This window comes from Nitrospirota bacterium, assembly GCA_040756155.1.
Taxonomy (GTDB): Bacteria; Nitrospirota; Thermodesulfovibrionia; order JACRGW01; family JBFLZU01; genus JBFLZU01.
Window position 1 is genome coordinate 18,908 of the sequence record JBFLZU010000059.1, and the last position, 19,626, is coordinate 38,533.

Sequence of the window (19,626 nt, forward strand, 5' to 3'; positions counted from 1 at the left end):
CCTGTAAGTTTTCCATCCAGTACAACTGCCTTTCCATTTACAAACACATGAACTATACCATCTGGATACTGAAATGGGTTATCAAAGGTAGCCCTATCTTTTATGGTGTTTATATCGAATACCACAATATCTGCATAATAGCCTTTCCTGATAAAACCCCTTTTTTTAAGTCCGAATCTTAAGGCTGGCATCCCTGTCATCTTATGGATAGCCCCTTCAAAGGTAAGTAATGATTCTTCCCTTACATATTTACCAAGCACCCTCACAAAAGAGCCAAATCCTCTCGGATGAGGTTTCCCTCTGGCTGTAATACCATCCCTCGAACGTGCAGAGCTGTCTGAGCCAATCATCGTATAGGGTTTCTCCAATATCCTCCTCAGATTTTCTTCGCTCATCGAGTGATATATCGCAGAGACCCTGAGTTTTTCTTCCAATAGAAGGTCAAGGATTGTATCTATCGGTGATTTTTTGAGGATATTACTTATCTCAAAGATATTCTTTCCCTCAAGGTTTTTATTTTCCTTGGATATTACAGATGCGATTACAACCTTTTCCCATCTGCTAACTTCAGGGTGTCTGTCATTTAGTTCCCTTTCAATCCTTTTTCGGGTCTCTCTGTTGCACAATCTTTCAATCTCTGCTTCCCTTCCTCCCTCATACACCCATGAAGGAAGGACTGCATCGAGGTCTGTGCTCGCTGCTGTATATGGATAACGATCGCATGTGATATCTATGCCATTGTCTCTTGCCGCTTCAATGGTTTTAAACAACGTATCTATTTTACCCCAATTTTTCTCTCCACTTGTCTTGAGGTGGGATATATGCACAGGGATATTTGCATTTCTGCCTATATCTGTAGCCTCTGAGACTGCCTCGGTGAGTTTTTCGCCTTCGCTCCTCATGTGGGTAGCATAGATACCACCATGAAGTGATACAACAGTCGCAAGTTCTATAAGTTCATCGGTATCTGTGTATATGCCAAGTGGATAGATAAGACCTGTTGAGATGCCGAGTGCGCCTGCACTTAGACCCTCTTTAAGAAATTTTTTCATGTTTTGCATATCATCCATTGATGCCTCTCTGTCATTGAGGCCGATAATAGATGCCCTGATGCTTCCATGACCTACGAGGGTAGCAAAGTTTAGACCAATTCCTTTTCTTTTGAGTAATTTGATGTATTCATCCCACGATGACCACCTCTCTTTGATGCCGAGTTCCACGAGGTCAGGCTCTCTCTGTTTTTCTGCGTCACCAGAGATAGGAGCTGCAGAGAGCCCACAGTTACCATTTATCTCAGTGGTTACTCCCTGCATTACCTTGCCAGCACCTGAAGGGTCTGCGAGGAGTGTAAAATCAGAGTGAGAATGGGTATCTATGAATCCAGGAGATAGCATCAATCCAGTGGCATCAATGATTACATCTGCTTTATAATCTGGTATGTTGTCTACTGCCTCAATCCTGTCTCCAACAATCCCTACATCTCTTCTTTCTGGAGCATTGTTAGAGCCATCTATTACAACTGCATTCTTGATAACGATGTCAAGCATATAGACTAAATATATCAGACAAAAGGGATATTGACAAGCCTTAATCGGGGTGTTATTGTTATAATATCTTTTATGGAATCTATTACAAACTTCCTTGTCGAAAACCTTGTAGCAGTATTCTTTCTGTATGGAGCAAGTTTTTATGCCCTCTCCTTTGCAATTATCCTCGGCATAAAGACCTTGAGAGACCTGAACATAGCTAGACCATTCCTTTTTCTTATATTATTTGGTTTCACACACGGAACAGTAGAGATGATGGATGCGTTATCTATCTTCAGATTAAAAGCCTTTGATATCGCAGAGCCCTCTTTCTACTCAATGATCAAGGTGGGGTTACTCTGTCTTTCCTTTGCCTTTCTCCTGATATTTGCTATCAGATTATTATTTGCAGAAAGGCTGAAGAATGGTAAGGCAGGCACTTATCTCTCAGTCATTATACCCTTACTGGCAGCAGTACACTTTGGGGTATCTTTTTTCTCGAGTGAGCCTATCCGCATAAGTGATTTCGATGCGAGTGTAAGATATTTTATAGCCTTTCCATCCGCTTTTCTTTCTGCCGTTGGGGTGTATTTCCTGTCTAAGAAGAAGGAGTTGCTGGATAAATTACCTCAGGGTGCAGGGAAGCGCTTACATATATCTGTATTAGGTTTCTTGTCCTATGGGGTGTTTGCTGGACTTATTGTGCCAGAATCTAACTATCTTTTTGCGTCCTTTTTAAATTACGATACATTCCTTGCCAATGTGGGAATACCTGTTCAGGTATTCAGGGCGGTGGCTGCATTATCCATAGCCTATCTCTTTACCGTGGCTATGGCATTAAGCCTTGTCACTAAATTCTGGTGTGCTTATGGCGTTATTATTGCGGCGGTATTAATAGTTGGTATATCAGACATTACTGCGATGAATCAGATAATAAGTGCTCAGAAAAACATTACCATGTTGCATCTCGAGGATGAACGCTTTTACGAACTTGATGCAACTTTTACAAAAATGGGCACATATCTATATACTAACATGAAGATAGACGAAGGATTTGAGAAAGCCAAGAGTAACTTTGAGAAGGAACTTAACTATCTTAAGAGTATTGAACACAAAGAAAAGGAGGAAGAGATTCTCCTGAGTAAGATAGATGAAGGTTATAGAAAATTCCTGAATATGAGCAAAGGCTTGCCATCAAAGGATGAAAAGGCATATTTACTCGTTGAGGAGATTAACGATAATATAAACACCATCTCAAAGATGCACAGGGACGAGGTATTTCTCCATCTCAACAAAATCCACAGGCTATCAAATCATACCTTTAATACACATATTATAGTGTTCATTGTTGCCACCTTTGTTTTCTTATTTATTGGATACAGATTTATTAAAATGATTCTCGTGCCTTTAATTACACTTAAACGTGGGATAACCGAAACAAGAAAAGGCAATCTAAGCCACAGGATAGGGTTACATACCCATGACGAATTCCAGGAGATTGCAGAGGAATATAATAGAATGGCAGAAGCACTTCTCGATAGGAATCAGAGGCTTGAAAAAGCAAAAGATGAGATGGAGAGATTATCCATTACAGATGGGATGACAGGGCTTTTTAACTACAGGTATTTTTATGGGACATTGGGAAGCGAGATAGAGAGGGCAAAAAGATACAATAAAACCCTTTCTCTCCTTATGGTAGATATAGACGATTTTAAACATTACAACGACACCCATGGTCACCTCATGGGTGATGAGGTTCTCAGGCATATTGCGAAGATATTTAGAGATAACATCAGAAAAGTGGATATACCGAACAGATATGGTGGAGAGGAGTTTATAATAATACTCCCATTTACAGGTAAAGAAAATGCTATAAATGTTGCAGAAAAAATAAGAGAGGCTGTAGAGAGATATCCATTTCTATTTAAGGAGTCACAGCCAATGGGTAACCTTACTGTAAGTGTTGGAGTAGCGAGTTATCCTGAGGATGCAAAAGAAATCGAGGGATTAATTAAAAAGGCAGACGACGCCCTTTACATGTCAAAGGTAATAGGCAAAAACAGGGTCTATGAAGCGTGAGAAAATATAAGGTGCGCTTGACATAAGGATGACATTATGATAAAAATCCTTATATGGAAGAAAGTTATACCTTAGAAAGGGCTATTGCAGAGGCAGGGATACATTATCCCCGCTCATATGATATAGCTTACAGAATCGGCTATCCGATACAACTTCTTGGCATCCTCTATCTTACCCTCGCATTTATATTTGCCTTCCCTTACATGGTTGCAGGTGTTTTTATATTTGAATCAGGTGTGGTTTTATCTTCCATTTTCCTTCTTGTGTGGAAGAGGGAGATAAAGAGGTTTATTTTGATGGCGACATTTGCAGGTATTTTACTTCAGGCTGTAAGCTATATAGTAGTTCCAGAGCCATATCTGAGGACACTTTTTATTATTGGTGTTGGTCTTGTATGTGTCGGAGGGGCAGGACTCGTTGGTAAAGAGGCATACTGTTTTGGATTCGGCGAAGGATGGCTTATACTACTTCTGTATCCTGTTATAATCTTTATAAATCTCATCGGGGTAGAAAACAGGGTAATCTTATCTACCCTTTATATATCTCTTTTGCTACTGCATGTATTATTCCTCAGGAAAAAACTCTCCCAGCCACTGCTCAAGAAGTGAAGAGGAAAACGGGACGGTTCTATTTTCTTGACAGTGAAGATAAAAGATGATAAAAAAGATAATAATCCATCCACGGGGACAGTCCCGAATCTACGGCTTCGCCCGTAATTCGTTCGACTGAGCGCTCACGACGAAGTCTGGGACAGTCCCCTTTGCCGAAGACAGCAAGCATAGCACCAATCGAAGATCGCGAAGCAAAGGAATATGTATATCACATTCTAACAAAGGGGAATAGCCGAAGAGAAAATAGAACCGTCCCATTTTTCACATGCGTATCATTACTGGAAAATCAAAGGGTCGTAAACTCAAAGGTTCACGCATAAAAGGTACTAGACCCACATCACAGAAGGTAAAGGAATCCCTCTTTAATATAATTGGTGAAAGGATCTGTGGTGCTACATTCCTTGACCTCTATGCAGGAACGGGTGCCATCGGCATAGAGGCATTAAGCCGTGGTGCAGGGGGGGTTGTCTTTGTGGAGAACGGTTTCCAATCGAGAAAGATTATAGAAGAAAATCTATCACTTACAGGTCTTGGTGAAAGGGCAGAGGTTTTCGGTATGAAGGCAGAAAGATTTGTAGAGACCACTAATGAAAAGTTCGATATTGTGTTTGCCGATCCACCATATCGCACAGGAGAAGTTAACATTATCCTTGAAAAATTAAGCAGATGTGATATTATTAATCAAGAAGGATTACTTATTGTAGAACATTTTAAGAAGAAATATCTCCCTGGGAATATAGGGGAGATGAAAAGACTTAAAGAATACAGGTATGGTGATACATATCTGAGTGTTTATAAAAAAGGTGAATGATGAAAAAGATTGCTGTTTATCCTGGCACATTTGATCCTGTTACTAACGGTCATGTAGATTTAATAGAAAGGGGTCTAAGGATATTCGAGACCGTGATAATTGCAGTGTTAGTGAATCCGAAAAAGGAGCCACTCTTTACAATAGAAGAGAGGCTCGAGATGATTAATGACTCAACAGCAGGGATAAAAAATGTTATCGTTGAGGCATTCGATGGACTCCTTGTGGAGTATTCAAAGAAAAGGGGTGCATCTGCGATTATAAGGGGATTGAGGGCTGTCTCTGACTTTGAGTATGAGATGCAGATGGCTCTCATGAACCGAAGACTTGATACAGGGATAGAGACTGTTTTCATGATGCCTTCAGAGGAATATTCCTATCTTACATCGAGCATAGTGAAAGAGGTAGCGTCCTTCGGAGGGTCGGTGGCGGGGCTGGTTCCAGCAGTGGTTGAAGAAAGACTGAGAGAAAAATTCAGGTACTGAACTTGTTTCAGGAATAAGTAGAGGGTCAATCAAATGACAAGACACAGGTTATGTTAGTCTGCAAACAGAGTGATATCTGCTGGGATGTCCATAGTGTGCTTGAACCTCATGGATTTGACATCTTTACACTTGATTCATCCAAAGACCCCGTAGCGATAATTGAGGAACAAGGGGCAGATGTTGCTCTCATTGAGATATCCCCATTCGAAAACGATCTTCCCGCAGTGATGATAACAGCCCAGATGCATCAGATTGATACCACACGGCATAAATGCATCATAACAGGTCTTTATAGTGAACCAATGATAGAGAAAGAGATACAGATGAGGATAGATAACCACAAGAAATTCACTGTTATATATATTGTTGTTAGCTTTTTTGAGGCATTCCGTCAAAAATATGGGGAAACATCGGGAGACGATGTATTAAGGGCTATAGGTGCTATCCTGAGGATGGCTAAAAACGAATTAGGAGACGATGCCGATATTATTGCACAGACAGGCATGGAGGATTTTGTTTATCTAACGATACCTGAAAGGATGGAAATTATATGCACTTATATCATAGATGCCTTAGATAGGGATTTTCTCCCTGCGTATTATTCTGATGGAGGCTATAAGAAAGGACATATAGAGATTGAGACAAGAAAGGGTGAAAATAGGGAAATACCCCAGAACGACATGAAAAAGAAACTCGGTGCAGTTCTCATAGAGAATAAGTTTATCAGCCAATTAACCTTAGAGGAGGCATTAGAAAAGCAGAAGGAATGTAAAAAAAGACTGGGTGATCTGCTCCTTGAGCTGGGACACATTAACGAGGAAGTACTTGCTCAGGCACTTTCACTTCAACATTCCTTTCCACTTGTTCCTCTGTCAAATAGGGTTCCTGAACCTCGTGTCCTTAGCCTGATACCGAGAAACATTGCACTGAAATATCTCTGTTTTCCACTGTCGGTAGATAATAAAAGACTGATTCTCTCAATGGCAGACCCACTCAACCACCATTCCATTGAGGATATAACCTTTCTAACAGGTTGTGAGGTTATACCTGTCGTATCCATAAAGAGCGAGATACTTACCTCCATAAGCAAATTTTATGGAATAGAAGAGAAGGTGACAGAGGTTTCAGAGGAGGAGCAGAAGATGCTCAATCCTGTTATCCGAATGGAAAAACTCATCCTTGATGATGCAGTAGGAGAGGGGGCAAGCGATATCCACATAGAGCCGAGGGTAAACTTCCTTGGTGTAAGGTACAGAGTAGATGGTCTCCTGAAAGAGGTGATGCAGGTGCCGTCATGGATGCAGAGTGCGCTTATCTCAAGAATAAAGGTAGGTGCAAAGATGGATATAGGAGAGAGAAGGCTGCCACAGGATGGGAAGATGACTACGACGATAAAGAGCAGGGATGTTGACCTCCGTATATCAACCCTCCCTACACATTTAGGTGAGAAGGTAGTCATACGCATCCTCGATAAGTCCCGGAAGTTACTTTTATTGGACGATCTCGGTCTATCTTCGAGAGGATATATTGACCTTCAGTCATTTGTTAAGAGGAGGGATGGTATCATTCTTGTGGTAGGTCCTACTGGCTCGGGCAAGACAACCACACTCTATGCACTTGTTAATGAACTGAAGGGTGAAGCACTTAACATTGTTACGATTGAAGACCCCATAGAGTATGAATTTGAGGGGGTGAATCAGGTTCAGATCCATGAGAAGGCAGGGCTTACTTTTGCCTCTGTCCTGAGATCTGTGCTGAGACAGGACCCTGATGTAATAATGGTTGGTGAGATAAGGGATAAAGAGACAGCAGATATAGCATTTAGGGCCGCAATGACAGGGCACGTTGTGTTGAGCACAGTGCATACATACGATACCGCTGCCACGATTACAAGATTGATCGATCTTGGTGTTGAACCCTATCTGATAGGTTCTTCCCTGATAGGCGCTGTTGCTCAGAGGCTTGTCCGTTTAAACTGTCCATACTGCAAAGAGCCATACAACCCGCAGAGTGAAACCTTACATAGCCTTAATGTCCCTGATACATATGAGGGCGCCTTTTATCGTGGTCGTGGCTGTGAACAATGCAATGAAAAGGGATATAAAGGCAGGATTGGTATATTTGAGGTGATGAAGATAGATAAGATAATGAAGGAGCTTATATCTACAAAAGAAAAAGAACACACTATCAGAGAAACGCTCATAAATAATGGTATATCTTCTTTAAGGCAGGAGGCAATCAATAAAGCGATGGAGGGGACTATAACCCTTGAAGAGGCATTGAGGGCAACATATAACGAATCAATGATGGAGTATCGTCTCTGTCCATCATGCAAGAAAAGAATAGAAGAGAGTTTCTCTGCATGCCCATACTGTGGCAATACCCTGCGCATAGAGTGCCCTTCGTGCAACAGAAAACTCCAGATAGACTGGGTATACTGTCCCTTCTGTAAAGGGAAAGTTTCTCCAAGTTCAAAGAGGCTAAAAAGCCAAAAAAGAAGATAACTGATGGAAAATTATTATCAGGTGCTCAAGGTGGCGCCATCCGCATCTCAGGATGAGATAAGGAAGGCATATATTGCGATTGTAAAAAAGTGTCATCCTGATATTTTGGGAGAAGGTAATAGTGGTTCTTCCGAGAGGATAAATCTCCTGAACGAGGCATATCATACGCTTAAAAATCCACAGAGGAGAGCTGAATATGACCGAATACTGAGGATACTCAGTGAGGTAGCAGAACCCACTACAAAGATTAAGAAAGAAGGGAAAGGGACAGATATAATCATGGATGAGGCTGTAAACAAACTGATAGAGAAAGTAATTGTACTTGATGAAAAGATTAAATGGACAATCGAATCTACAGGTAGGTTTGAGCGTCTGATTTCAGGTCAGAAGGGACTTGAAAGATACTATATATTTATAAAAAGCAGGATTCAAGGGGTCAAGGGGTCAAATGCTTTACTTGAATCCTTGACCCCTCAAACCCTCGAACCCTATTTCAAAAAGTTATGCGAAGAGAGAAAGACCCGTCTTTTTCGCACATTCTGTTTATTTCTCCTATTGACTGATAGTATCTCAGATGTAGAAAAGAAGGTCGTATCGGAGTATAACCTCGCCAGCCATCACTCCAAGACTGCTTTGATTGATATTGACTCAGGTAAGATATTCTCCCCGCATTCTGAAGGTATTAAACCTCCTGTCTCAAAGGTTTCCCTATGGATGTAAGAAAAGGCTTAAAGGAACTCAACAGGGTTTTTAAGGCATTGTCTATGTATCCAAGGGGTCATCCTTCGCTTAAATCCCCCATGAAAATGATGTTTGATGCCATTAATGAAATCGTCGAAGAGGTTGGAATTATAGATATAGGAGTAACACCCAAAGGTTTTCTCCTTGCTGATGAGGTTATAGATGTCCCTCTTGCAGTTCACCTCCACAAAAGGAATATAGTCCTACTCTCAATCGCCGAGGGGGTTACAATGGAAGGACTGAGGGAGGCATTGGAGGTGATGGCATTCGAGGATGGAAGTATCGAAGCCCGACTTAGAGAAAAAAAAGTTACAGGCATATCAGTGAAGGAGGTTCCTTACCTTGAGATACTTGAAAAGGAAGAAGGCATAGCGGTAAGTGAGACAGTGGATCTATGGAAATCCATCATTTTTAAGTATCTGTCAGGTGATTCTGAGGATATCGGAATAGAAGAAGAAAAATTTCTCCTGACACTCGCTACCAATTTAGATATGATGCAGGAGTTCATCAGGTATCTACTCAAGAAGACAGAGGGAAAAGAGATTGTTGAAATGTCTTCAAAGCTCAGTGAGGCATTTGAAAGGATATATTCCAGTGTTTCAATTATAAACAAAGCCTTTCTGCCTTCTGCTTTAAAGAACATTGTAGAGGTAACTTCTATGCTTGACCCTGATATGCGCTATCACTTACTTACATCAGGGGGAACGATAATAGATAAAATGACATCTTATCTTACAGATGACATGGTTGTTGATGTTGTTGTCTCTATCCTCGCAAGAGAAGGAAAGGTTACAGATAGGCTACTCAGGGTTGTAAAAAGCGTGACATCAGTCGAGAATGTCTCCGAAGCGGCAAAGAAACGTGTTGACAAAAAGTTCTGGGACATTATAAATGAACTCTTTTTTAGAGTAAAAGAAGAACATTTTATATCTGCTGAGTATATGAAATCTCTTGAAGAACTGAGCGATATAACATTAACAGAAGAGATTGCCCTCGATGATAAGTATATAAAGACCATAAAGAAAGATTCTATAATGGAACAGAGGATTCTTTTCCTTGTAGACCTCATTCATATGGATGAGAAGGATGCTACCTTAAGACTTGAAGAAATATTCGAGGAATCTGTCCTCTCCGGTGACTATGTTCAGGCAGAAAGGGTACGCGGGTTACTTATAGACCTTTTCCCTTCTGATCAGGCGTTTCTCTACAGGATCTCTAAAGATGAGGTTATAAAGGAACTTATCGCTGCACTCTGCGATACGGATAAGAGATATTTTGATAAGATAAGTAGCATAATAATCAACATAGGGCTTCCGACCGTTCCTCTGTTAATAGATGTATTAATAAATGAGAAGAATAGGTGGGTAAGGTGGGCGGTTCTTGACATGCTCTTACGCATGGGCAGGGTTATACTTCCTGAGGTATATTCCCACCTGTCGGATAACAGATGGTATGTTGTAAGAAACATGGTCCATCTCATAGGAAAGATTGGAGACGATGAAGGAGTTAAGCACCTTAAGGATTGCCTGAGACATGAGGATATCAGGATTAAAAGAGAAGCGATAAAGGCTATGGGTAGCATTGGTGGAGAATCAGTAATAAAAACACTCCTGTTGCTCCTGAAAGATAAGGACTTAATGGCTCAGGTCATTCAAACCCTTGGAGATATGAGGGCTATAGAATCCGTTCCTCTTCTCAGAGAGATTCTGCTTCAAGAATCACTCCTTTTTGCCAGCAAATACGATGATATCAGAAAGATGGCAGCGAAGGCACTCGGAAAGATTAGAACAGTAGATGCTATAGAGACGCTCAAGAACGGTTCTATATCAAAGAGGGATGCAATAAAACATGCCTGTCTTGACGCATTGAAGGGGATTACATGATGGATATATCGGACACCATATATTCTCTTGCGAGGGCGATTAAGGGTTATGCTCTCTATCCGCGAGGACATCCCGTAAGAACCCGTGTATTGGAAAGACTGTATATGACTATAAATGATGCCCTCAAATCAAAACAAGAAATGATTTTCGGGGTTCTTGATGGTGAGATTGTTTTTGAAGGGAGACCGTTCTTTACTGAGTTATCGGAGTATCTTCGTTCTCTCGGAATAGAAAAAATAACCTTCTTAAGAGACCTAAAGAAAAAAGAGTTAAACTACTTCATAGATATCTTATCCACTTCAGAAGGGCTATCTGGCAGAAGAGAGGTTCTCGGAAGGAAGATTGAGGAATTGGGTATCAGTAATATAAAATTAGGCGATATTAAAGTAGATGAGGTAAAGGAGAGGATTATAGATTTCAGGTGGGCAAAGGAGGCTTATAAAAAGGGTATAGAGATTATGAAGGTCTCAATACCAGAGGTCTCACAGGGTGATATATCTTCGATAAGAACTGTAAGGGAATTTGTTGACTTTCTTGTTGATGGTGTGCGGAGAGACATGACGCCATTCCTTGCACTATCAGCTCTGAAAACCCACGATGAATATACCTTTACACATTCTATGAATGTCTGTATATTGACAATGATACAGGCAAAACTGCTTAAATTAGATTCAAGATTGCTCCATGACATTGGAATAGCAGGACTATTCCATGATATAGGTAAGGAGGTAATCCCTGTTGAGATAATTACGAAACCTGATAAACTTACAGAGGATGAATTCAGAATGATGCAGAGACATCCTATCGAAGGTGCCAAGATACTTGAAAAGATTCCAGGAATAAATCCACTCTGCCAGATAGTTGCATTTGAACACCATATGAAGTATGACTTCTCAGGGTATCCAAAAACCCATAGGAAGAGGGAATTAAATCTATGTAGTTTGCTATGCACAATAGCGGATGTATATGACGCACTGAGGTCTATAAGGGCTTACAGGAGAGAGACACCTCCAGATGTGGCTGCTACGATAATGGAAGGAGGGGCAGGTAAAGATTTTGACCCATTTCTTTTGAATCATTTTATAAAGATGTTAGGGGTGTACCCTGTTGGCACAGTGGTCAGGCTCGATACAGGAGAGATAGGGATTGTTTACAGGCTTAATCCTGATGCCCCACTGCGTCCACAGATAAGGCTTCTATTTGATGAGAAAGGTGTAAAGATAGAAGAAGTTAGATTGGCTAACCTCTCAGATAAAGATTCTTCTTCAGGGAGGTATATCCGTTCGATAATCTCTACCATCGAACCTGCTGTAGTGGGAATAGAACCAGCGGAGTATTTATAAAAAATCTTGCATTTTCTTCTGATAGATGAAATAGTCTATGGGGGTAACATGACGGTCTCTGTAAGGGAAGATATGGGATTCTGCAACAAAGATAAGATTCGGAAATAATCAGATTTCTCTTGTGATTTGAGCCTTAGTTGATTATAATTAATTTTGTTATCAATGCTATCAAGCTGCTAATCAGCAGTGAAGATTTAAGAGAGAGATTATGAACACCTGGCTGGCGAAAAGAAAGAGGAAGAAAGTGAACTTTTAGTTTAAAAATCTGGAACCTATAGCTTATAAGCTATTCGTTAAAAAGAAGAAAGTGGAATAATAAGATGTCTATAGAAAAAAGGATTGAACTAATCAAACAGATTGAAGATTTTCAACGTTCAAAAGTAATTTGTTATGTAACTGGTGATCGTGCACCATTTACTACACAAATTGCGGATGATGCCATCAGAGTTATCAGGCGGCATCTTGATAGTATAGGTATAAACAAAAGGATCAGTCTATTCCTTTATAGCCGTGGGGGTGATATGGTAGCTCCTCTACGGATTGTAAGATTGATCAGAGAACACTGTGAGGTTTTTAATGTCTTGATACCCTATCGTGCCCATAGTGCTGCTACCTCAATCGCTCTGGGTGCAGATGAAATTGTGATGGGCAAATCAGGCGAACTTAGCCCTGTGGATCCTACAACGGTTCATCCCTTTAATCCTCAGGACCCTAACAATCCGCAACAAAGGATTCCTATCAGCGTAGAGGATGTTACTTCTTATCTATTTTTAGCAAAGGAAAAGGCAGGAATTAGGGATGAGCAAATGGTAAGTGTATTTAATGAATTAGCTAACAAAATCAATCCATTAGCTTTAGGCAATATTTATAGAACTTATAGAATGGCTAGGTCTCTAACAGAGAAGTTACTCGGTCTCCATATGGATATCCATAAAGAAAAAAACAAGATTGAAACGATAGTTCAGAATTTGACGGAAAAACTTTGTATCCACGGCTATCTAATTTCTCGGACGGAGGCAGAAAAAGAAATTGGGTTAAATATTATTAAACCAGATGAGAAATTGGAGACACTGATGTGGGCTCTATATGAGGGATACGAAGAAGAGATGAAACTTAATCAACCATTTGTTCCATTAGAGATACTAAAAGATGAAGGAGTCAAAACATTTTCTTATTATGGTTCTTACATCGAGAGTGCTTACGGTTCAGATGGGTTCCTTTTTAAGGCGGAAATAAAGCGGATAGAACCAGCCCCAGGACAAATCCAAGCTACGGTCAATATAAAACCTATTGGTTGGTGTAGAATTAATTAAGACGAGGTGAGAAAATGGAACTTTCTACATCTTCTGTAAAAAAAGAAACTTTGAATTATGGGTTTTCAATAAGACCTTCAAGTTACTTTCGTGCTATTCAAAGGCAATTGAACATTGAGCTGTTATTATATCCAGGGGTTACTTATTTCATACCTTGGTGTGAGGAAGATACCATATTAATTCCTGCTGAAGTTCCAGAAGTGACCGGAATCGCTGAAATAGCAGAAAAACCAGTTGTAATCGAAGAGGACTCCATCTCTTGGCTAAAACTTGCTGAAAGTGCATTCAAATTCTGGGATAATAAGACCGATGAAATCTGGAATGACTTATAATCAAGGTAGTTTGGTTCTTGTTCCATTTCCGTTTACTGACCTTTCAGCCACTAAGAAGCGACCTGCTCTCGTTGTGTCGCCTGATTGGTTCAATCAAACCTATGAAGATATTATCTTGGCGGCTGTGACATCGACAACCTCTGTACCAGCAGAACAATTAGAAATGCCTTTGGCTCAAAAGGACTTAGCCCAAGGTATCATTCCCAAAGACTCAATCATAAAGATATCAAAACTTTTTACTTGTCATAGTAATGTAGTAGTTAAGGAAGTTGCGGTAGTCAAAGATGATAAACTTAAAGAAATTTTGAAAAAACTTAGGGAATTCTTTGGAGAGGAATCTCACAAATGCCCAATCTAACAACTAATAATCAACTACTAACACCTCTCCTCCTTCCAGAGAACTAACTTACCAGTTGTTCCAAATTTTGTCAAACCCTACGATCATCTCTATAAAAAGTTTTTCAATCAGGTGATTACTTCAAGCCGAAATTTCAGATACTCCCTAATGTTACTATTCTATTTGCAAATGATATAAAGATGTGGTAGTATGCGTCCGAAAGGGGGTGTTTTTATTGATTGGTGATATTGCTGTAGTTGTAATTGCAGTGACAGTAGTTGCGTTGGTTATCTATCTTATACCAACTGTGATTCAGATTAAAAATACCGCAAAATCTGCTGAGAGGTTATTTGATGAACTTAGAGAGACTGCATCCCAGACAAATGCAATATCCGCAGAAGTAAGAAAAGGCGTCAGTAAAGCAGCAGGATTTATGGATGCAGTCGAAGAAATAGGAGCTACAATAAAAGCTGTAAATTCGATCTTGAAGCTTAATGTTATACGGGTTGCAAGTGCAATTGTTGGTATTAAGACAGGTTTTAAGGTGTTATTCAAAGGTCTGAAAGGAGGGAGTAGTAATGAGTGAAGAGAGAGGTTTTTCAGCAGGCAGTGTTATTTTAGCCTTTCTGATGGGAGGGGCAGTTGGTGCTGGATTGGCGCTTCTTCTGGCGCCACAATCAGGAAGAGAGACAAGGGCGAAGATCAGAGAACTTGCAGGAGAGGTAAAGGAGAAGGCAGAGAGTATTTCAGAGGATACAAAAGATAAGGCAACAGGTTATGTAGAGAAGGTAAAGGAGAAGATAGGCTCCGTAGTTGAAGAGGGTAAAAAGGCTGTTGAGGAAAGGAAATCAATTGTCACCGCTGCTATAGAGGCGGGAAAAGAGGCTATGGAGAAAGAGAAGGAAAGACTCTCGAAGGAAAGAGGGTGAAGGAAAGAGAAAGATGGCGACAAGACATAGGATTCCAGGTTCGCAATGGAGGGCGGTGATGGAGGGTGCCTTTTTCTCTAACTCTGTTAGAAAGACAACAATGTCTGAACTCTATAAACTTGCTATAAAGCAGCCAGAAGTCATTGTAACCTCAGAACCAATGTATAAACCAGAACAGTTTGGGCTTCCTCCTGATGCCGGAGTCCTTATCTCCAACGATGGAGGAATTGTTGGTCGCACAGCAAGGGCAAGGAGATTGGTTAGAGAAATGAACAGGGAGGATAAAGATAGATACCTGAGTCTATTAGGAGAGGCAATCTACCAGTTTAATCGTCGTGAAGGATTATGGCTTGAAGGTATTGTTGGACTGCATCCGGACTTCATGGTAAAGGCACACCTTTTAAGTCCTGTGAGTGATGCCAAAAATATGCTTGACTGGGGTCTTAACTTTACTCCCTGGATGAAACCATGGACTGACCTGTATGAGAAATCACGTTTGCTGGATGAGCCTGACATACTTGTGTTTGCTGATCCTGAATGGTCACATCCTGATTTCAAGAATGGGCTTGTAATTATTGACGAGATGCAGAATTGTATAGCTATTCTCGGATTACGCTATTTTGGCGAGAGGAAAAAGGGGACATTGACTTTAGCATGGACCATCGGAGTCCGCCAGAATATGGTTGCCTGCCATGGGGGAATCAAAAAAATAGGAGATAACCCTCCTGTTGCAGTATTCGGTTTGTCAGGTTCAGGAAAGTCCTCTATAACTAACAGCCACGACCATGCAGGGACATTGAAGGAAGATGAGAAGGTTACTGTTATCCACGACGATGCCTTTTTGATAGATCTGGAAAATGATTTTACAGTTGCACTTGAGCCGAGTCTTTTTGATAAAACCGATGCCGTAGAGTTTCAGGACCCTGCAATCAAATATTTCTATTCAGCACAGAATGTAGGTGTTACAATGCTTCCCGATGGTAGCAAGAGGATTGTTGCTTTAGATATAAGAAACGAAAATGGTCGCTGTATCAAAACAAGAGACATGTTCAACCATGCAGACTTCTGCGAAAGACCTGGTATGGTTATCTGGCTACAGAAAGACTCCAGTTTACCCCCTATTTGTAAAATTAAATCGGCAGGTTTAGCTGTAGCTATGGGGGCATCCCTGAGCACCATGCGTGCTAAAGGAGTGGAGAATGTTGACCCAAAGGAGCTGGAGAGGTTGGTTATCGAACCTTTTGCAAATCCCTTCAGAGTGCATCCCCTTCTCTGGGACTGTCATCAGTTTATGAAACTTTTCAAGATGGGCACCGAATGTTATATAATGAACACACATGCCTTTGGTCTGCCAGGCGATCAGATTGATATTCCAAAGGGACTTTCACTTTCTATCGTAACTGAACTGGTAAGGGAAAGAATCGAATGGAGAGATTGGAAGATGTTTTCGGGGCTCCTCATACCGAAGAACGGAAATGAGCTATTCGGCGCTGATTTTGATAAGAAATATAAGCCAGCAAGGGAACATGGGTATTTGAGTTTTCTACGAGACAGGATGCAGGATCGCATTACCTATCTCTCCAATAAGAGGGATCTCGAACACGATATGGACAGTGCCTTTATAGACCCCTTAGTTGCGGCAAGGACAGTAATTGACCAGATACTACATCCACTATAGTAAAAAGTGAGAAATTGAAAAATGATAGATATTTCAGATATAGTTCAGAGGGTATCGATCATGGCGATTCCGATACTTTTAGCAGTTACATTTCATGAGCTTGCGCATGGTTATGTAGCTGACAGGCTCGGAGACCCGACTGCAAGACTTGCAGGAAGACTTACTTTAAACCCCTTGAAACATTTAGACCCTATAGGCACACTCGTATTTCTTATAACGAGGATGATTGGATGGGCAAAACCTGTTCCTGTAAACCCATGGAATTTCAAAAACCCTGTAAAAGATATGGCTCTGGTCGCAGCCGCTGGACCCATGACAAATATACTAATTGCAATAGTCAGTGCGGTATTGTATAGATTGATGGTACCCATGATAGGTAGTGGTGTCGGAGAAGCAGGCGATAGAATTCTTATACCTGTCTTTCTTATGGTAAAGATGAGTGTTGCCATAAATGTTGGACTTGCTATCTTTAACGCTATTCCTATCCCTCCACTGGATGGTGGAAGGATACTTGCAGGGATACTGCCGAGAGAGCAAGCAGAAGCTATTGGGAAACTGGAGCCATATGGTTTTATAATACTCCTTATCCTGATATTTACCGGTGTGACTGATTTCCTCATAATTCCTGTCATTAGATTAATAATCGGTTTACTCATAGGAGGACGATTCTTTTAATAATATGCAAAAGAGGAGAATCCTAAGTGGTATGCAACCGAGTGGCAGGATGCACCTCGGTAACCTGATAGGAGCACTCGATAACTGGAAAAAACTTCAGGACCAATACGAATCATTCTTTTTTATCGCAGACTGGCATGCCCTGACATCTATGTCTACAGATACATCTATGATAAGGGAAAATACAAGGGATATGTTGATAGACTGGCTTTCAGCCGGTCTTGACCCTGAGAAAAGCATCATCTTTATACAGTCAAGGATGCCTGAACATGCCGAGTTACACCTACTTCTCTCGATGATTACCCCAGTATCCTGGCTTGAACGGGTTCCGACATATAAAGAAAAGCAGCAAGAGGTCAAAGACCGTGATCTCTCCAACTATGGTTTTCTCGGCTATCCTGTCCTTCAGTCTGCTGATATACTTATATATAAGTCAGACTTTGTCCCTGTAGGGATAGACCAGCTTCCACACCTAGAACTGACAAGGGAGATTGCGAGGAGGTTTAATCATCTATACGGAGATGTTTTTATAGAGCCGGAGGCACTCCTTACAGAAGTTCCTAAACTGCCAGGAACAGATGGTAGAAAGATGAGCAAGAGTTACGAAAATGCCATCTATCTCTCTGATGCACCAGATGTTATAGAACAAAAGTTCAAGACGATGGTTACCGACCCTGCAAGGGTAAAACGCACTGACGCCGGGAATCCTGAGGTCTGTCCTGTTTTTGTATTTCACAGAGTATATACACCTGAGATTGAAAGAAATGGCATTGATTCTGACTGTAGAACTGCTTCAATTGGATGTATCGATTGTAAAAGGATTCTTTTCAGGAATATCATGGGTGCGCTTGAGCCAGTATTTGTAAAAAGGAAAGAACTATTATCCCATCCCGGGAGCATAGATGAAATCATAGACTCTGGGGTATTAAAGGCGAGGGATGTCGCATCCAGAACAATGTTTGAAGTAAGAGAGGCGATGAAGATATAAATACAGTACCCTCTATTTTTGATGTAAAGCTCCCTGTATTTGAGGGACCACTCGATCTGCTTCTCCATCTTATCAAGGAGAATCAGATAGATATTTACGATATACCTATAGCCCTTATTACCAGGCAATATCTGGAATACCTTAACCTGATGAAGGAATTAAATCTCTATGTTGCAGGTGAATTCCTCGTTATGGCGGCAACACTCATACAGATAAAATCCCGCATGTTGCTTCCTCCAGTTGCTACCGATAAAGGGGAAGAGGAAGAAGGAATAGACCCACGGGCTGAACTCGTAGAGAAACTGCTCGAATATCAAAAATATAAGACTGTGGCTGAAGAACTGGAGAAAAAGGAATTATTATGGCGTGAGATATTCTACAGACAGCCTGCAGGTATCCATGAGATGGTTGAGGACTATCCCGAGCCGTTACTTTTTGATATTAATCTTTTTGATCTGCTTTCGGTATTTAAAAGGGTGCTTGAGAAGATACCTTCTGAGAGCGTTGAGGAAATTACAAGGGAGAGGTTGACTGTAAAAGATAAAATAAACATAATACTCGATAAACTCTCTGAATGTGAGAGTATCGTATTTGATTTACTTTTTCATGAGGATAAGACAAAGTCTGATGTAATTGCAACCTTTCTTGCCCTTCTTGAGATAATTCGCTTAAGGTTGGCAAGGGTCTTCCAATCAAAAGACTTCGGCATCATCAGAATATTCAAGGCTGTTCCTGAGTGAATGAAGTAATGAAGTACTGAAGATCTGAAGTCTGAAGTTAAATATTACTGCTTCAGTTCTTCAGCCTTCAGCCTTCAGCACTATTATCATTTTTCCATTGTAATGGTGTTCGCTGTGGAAGATAAAGAGATAAAGGCGGTTGTTGAGACATTACTATTTCTATCGGATGAGCCTTTATCGGCAGGAAAGATGGCAGAGGTATTTGATGGAGTTGGTCCCGAGAAGATAAAGATAGCTCTTGAACAGTTAAAAAAGGAATACGATGAGAGAAATGGGGGTATTCAGATTGTTGAGATTGCAGAAGGGTATCGAATGATTACAAAGCCAGAATATTCCGACTGGATTAAGAGGTTTTATCATCTCAAGGTGTCATCAAGACTATCAAAGGCAGCACTTGAGACACTGGCAATAATTGCATATAAACAGCCGATTGTCAGGGCTGAGATGGAGGCGATAAGAGGTGTCAATGTTGATGGTGTTTTAAAAACACTTATAGAAAGGAGATTGATAAAGGTTCTTGGGAGAAAAAACATACCTGGACGACCATTGATGTATGGGACAACCAGAGAGTTTTTACAATATTTCGGTTTGAAAGACCTATCTGAATTGCCAACCCCTAAGGAATTTACCCCGTTAGAAAACCCCACCATTTAT

General features: G+C 40.8%; 19 protein-coding genes. 18 read left to right on the forward strand and 1 reads right to left on the reverse strand.

Annotated elements, in window-relative coordinates:
- Nucleotides 1–1,547, reverse strand: a 1,547-nt coding sequence (locus AB1488_05965) for a D-aminoacylase (GenBank protein ID MEW6409643.1), incomplete at its 3' end; no start/stop codon positions are given.
- 72 nt (nt 1,548–1,619) lie between these two features.
- Between AB1488_05965 and AB1488_05970 the strand changes: the two genes are divergently transcribed.
- From AB1488_05970 to scpB, 18 genes are all read left to right on the forward strand, one after another.
- A complete protein-coding gene (locus AB1488_05970; GenBank protein MEW6409644.1) occupies nt 1,620–3,605 on the forward strand; it encodes an adenylate/guanylate cyclase domain-containing protein in 1,986 nt (661 codons plus the stop codon).
- A gap of 53 nt (nt 3,606–3,658) precedes the next feature.
- Nucleotides 3,659–4,213 (forward strand): DUF2301 domain-containing membrane protein, encoded by a 555-nt coding sequence (locus AB1488_05975; GenBank protein MEW6409645.1) that lies wholly within the window; start codon nt 3,659–3,661, stop codon nt 4,211–4,213.
- Nucleotides 4,214–4,472: 259 nt separating this feature from the next.
- Nucleotides 4,473–5,027 carry a 16S rRNA (guanine(966)-N(2))-methyltransferase RsmD gene (gene rsmD, locus AB1488_05980; protein MEW6409646.1) on the forward strand — a complete coding sequence of 185 codons (555 nt, stop codon included), beginning with the start codon at nt 4,473–4,475 and terminating at the stop codon, nt 5,025–5,027.
- The gene (coaD, locus tag AB1488_05985) at nt 5,027–5,509 is read left to right on the forward strand and encodes a pantetheine-phosphate adenylyltransferase (protein MEW6409647.1); all 483 of its coding nucleotides are present in this window, start codon (nt 5,027–5,029) and stop codon (nt 5,507–5,509) included. Before rsmD ends, coaD begins: the two co-directional genes overlap by 1 nt.
- 50 nt (nt 5,510–5,559) lie before the next feature.
- The gene (locus AB1488_05990; GenBank protein ID MEW6409648.1) at nt 5,560–8,013 is read left to right on the forward strand and encodes an ATPase, T2SS/T4P/T4SS family; all 2,454 of its coding nucleotides are present in this window, start codon (nt 5,560–5,562) and stop codon (nt 8,011–8,013) included.
- A 3-nt stretch (nt 8,014–8,016) separates the two neighbouring features.
- Nucleotides 8,017–8,733, forward strand: coding sequence for a J domain-containing protein (locus AB1488_05995; GenBank protein ID MEW6409649.1), 717 nt, complete (start codon nt 8,017–8,019; stop codon nt 8,731–8,733).
- Complete coding sequence (locus AB1488_06000) at nt 8,724–10,637, forward strand: HEAT repeat domain-containing protein (protein ID MEW6409650.1); 1,914 nt, start codon at nt 8,724–8,726, stop codon at nt 10,635–10,637. Before AB1488_05995 ends, AB1488_06000 begins: the two co-directional genes overlap by 10 nt.
- The gene (locus AB1488_06005) at nt 10,634–11,980 is read left to right on the forward strand and encodes an HD-GYP domain-containing protein (GenBank protein ID MEW6409651.1); all 1,347 of its coding nucleotides are present in this window, start codon (nt 10,634–10,636) and stop codon (nt 11,978–11,980) included. The genes AB1488_06000 and AB1488_06005 overlap by 4 nt, the downstream gene beginning before the upstream one ends.
- Nucleotides 11,981–12,261: 281 nt before the next feature.
- Nucleotides 12,262–13,293, forward strand: a complete 1,032-nt coding sequence (locus AB1488_06010; protein MEW6409652.1) for a hypothetical protein — start codon at nt 12,262–12,264, stop codon at nt 13,291–13,293.
- A 14-nt stretch (nt 13,294–13,307) separates the two neighbouring features.
- A complete protein-coding gene (locus tag AB1488_06015; GenBank protein MEW6409653.1) occupies nt 13,308–13,625 on the forward strand; it encodes a hypothetical protein in 318 nt (105 codons plus the stop codon).
- Nucleotides 13,603–13,983, forward strand: coding sequence for a type II toxin-antitoxin system PemK/MazF family toxin (locus AB1488_06020; protein MEW6409654.1), 381 nt, complete (start codon nt 13,603–13,605; stop codon nt 13,981–13,983). The genes AB1488_06015 and AB1488_06020 overlap by 23 nt, the downstream gene beginning before the upstream one ends.
- Before the next feature lie 214 nt (nt 13,984–14,197).
- On the forward strand, nt 14,198–14,548 hold the full coding sequence (locus tag AB1488_06025; GenBank protein MEW6409655.1) for a DUF948 domain-containing protein: 351 nt from the start codon (nt 14,198–14,200) through the stop codon (nt 14,546–14,548).
- The gene (locus AB1488_06030) at nt 14,541–14,891 is read left to right on the forward strand and encodes a YtxH domain-containing protein (GenBank protein ID MEW6409656.1); all 351 of its coding nucleotides are present in this window, start codon (nt 14,541–14,543) and stop codon (nt 14,889–14,891) included. Before AB1488_06025 ends, AB1488_06030 begins: the two co-directional genes overlap by 8 nt.
- Nucleotides 14,892–14,904: 13 nt before the next feature.
- Complete coding sequence (locus tag AB1488_06035) at nt 14,905–16,569, forward strand: phosphoenolpyruvate carboxykinase (ATP) (protein MEW6409657.1); 1,665 nt, start codon at nt 14,905–14,907, stop codon at nt 16,567–16,569.
- Nucleotides 16,570–16,590: 21 nt separating this feature from the next.
- On the forward strand, nt 16,591–17,244 hold the full coding sequence (locus AB1488_06040; GenBank protein MEW6409658.1) for a site-2 protease family protein: 654 nt from the start codon (nt 16,591–16,593) through the stop codon (nt 17,242–17,244).
- Between the two features lie 4 nt (nt 17,245–17,248).
- Nucleotides 17,249–18,232: a tryptophan--tRNA ligase gene (gene trpS, locus AB1488_06045; protein MEW6409659.1), complete on the forward strand. Its 984-nt coding sequence runs from the start codon at nt 17,249–17,251 to the stop codon at nt 18,230–18,232.
- A gap of 71 nt (nt 18,233–18,303) precedes the next feature.
- Nucleotides 18,304–18,972, forward strand: a complete 669-nt coding sequence (locus tag AB1488_06050) for a segregation/condensation protein A (protein MEW6409660.1) — start codon at nt 18,304–18,306, stop codon at nt 18,970–18,972.
- 114 nt (nt 18,973–19,086) lie between these two features.
- Nucleotides 19,087–19,626 (forward strand): SMC-Scp complex subunit ScpB (gene scpB / locus AB1488_06055; protein ID MEW6409661.1); only part of this gene is annotated, 540 nt, incomplete at its 3' end.

What these genes read in the sequence shown, in the direction of transcription:
- AB1488_05970 (MEW6409644.1), top strand. Translation starts at nt 1,620, where the DNA reads ATGGAATCTATTACAAACTTCCTTGTCGAAAACCTTGTAGCAGTATTC.
- AB1488_05975 (MEW6409645.1), top strand. Translation starts at nt 3,659, where the DNA reads ATGGAAGAAAGTTATACCTTAGAAAGGGCTATTGCAGAGGCAGGGATA.
- coaD (MEW6409647.1), top strand. Translation starts at nt 5,027, where the DNA reads ATGAAAAAGATTGCTGTTTATCCTGGCACATTTGATCCTGTTACTAAC.
- AB1488_05990 (MEW6409648.1), top strand. Translation starts at nt 5,560, where the DNA reads ATGTTAGTCTGCAAACAGAGTGATATCTGCTGGGATGTCCATAGTGTG.
- AB1488_05995 (MEW6409649.1), top strand. Translation starts at nt 8,017, where the DNA reads ATGGAAAATTATTATCAGGTGCTCAAGGTGGCGCCATCCGCATCTCAG.
- AB1488_06000 (MEW6409650.1), top strand. Translation starts at nt 8,724, where the DNA reads ATGGATGTAAGAAAAGGCTTAAAGGAACTCAACAGGGTTTTTAAGGCA.
- AB1488_06005 (MEW6409651.1), top strand. Translation starts at nt 10,634, where the DNA reads ATGATGGATATATCGGACACCATATATTCTCTTGCGAGGGCGATTAAG.
- AB1488_06015 (MEW6409653.1), top strand. Translation starts at nt 13,308, where the DNA reads ATGGAACTTTCTACATCTTCTGTAAAAAAAGAAACTTTGAATTATGGG.
- AB1488_06020 (MEW6409654.1), top strand. Translation starts at nt 13,603, where the DNA reads ATGAAATCTGGAATGACTTATAATCAAGGTAGTTTGGTTCTTGTTCCA.
- AB1488_06030 (MEW6409656.1), top strand. Translation starts at nt 14,541, where the DNA reads ATGAGTGAAGAGAGAGGTTTTTCAGCAGGCAGTGTTATTTTAGCCTTT.
- AB1488_06035 (MEW6409657.1), top strand. Translation starts at nt 14,905, where the DNA reads ATGGCGACAAGACATAGGATTCCAGGTTCGCAATGGAGGGCGGTGATG.
- AB1488_06040 (MEW6409658.1), top strand. Translation starts at nt 16,591, where the DNA reads ATGATAGATATTTCAGATATAGTTCAGAGGGTATCGATCATGGCGATT.
- trpS (MEW6409659.1), top strand. Translation starts at nt 17,249, where the DNA reads ATGCAAAAGAGGAGAATCCTAAGTGGTATGCAACCGAGTGGCAGGATG.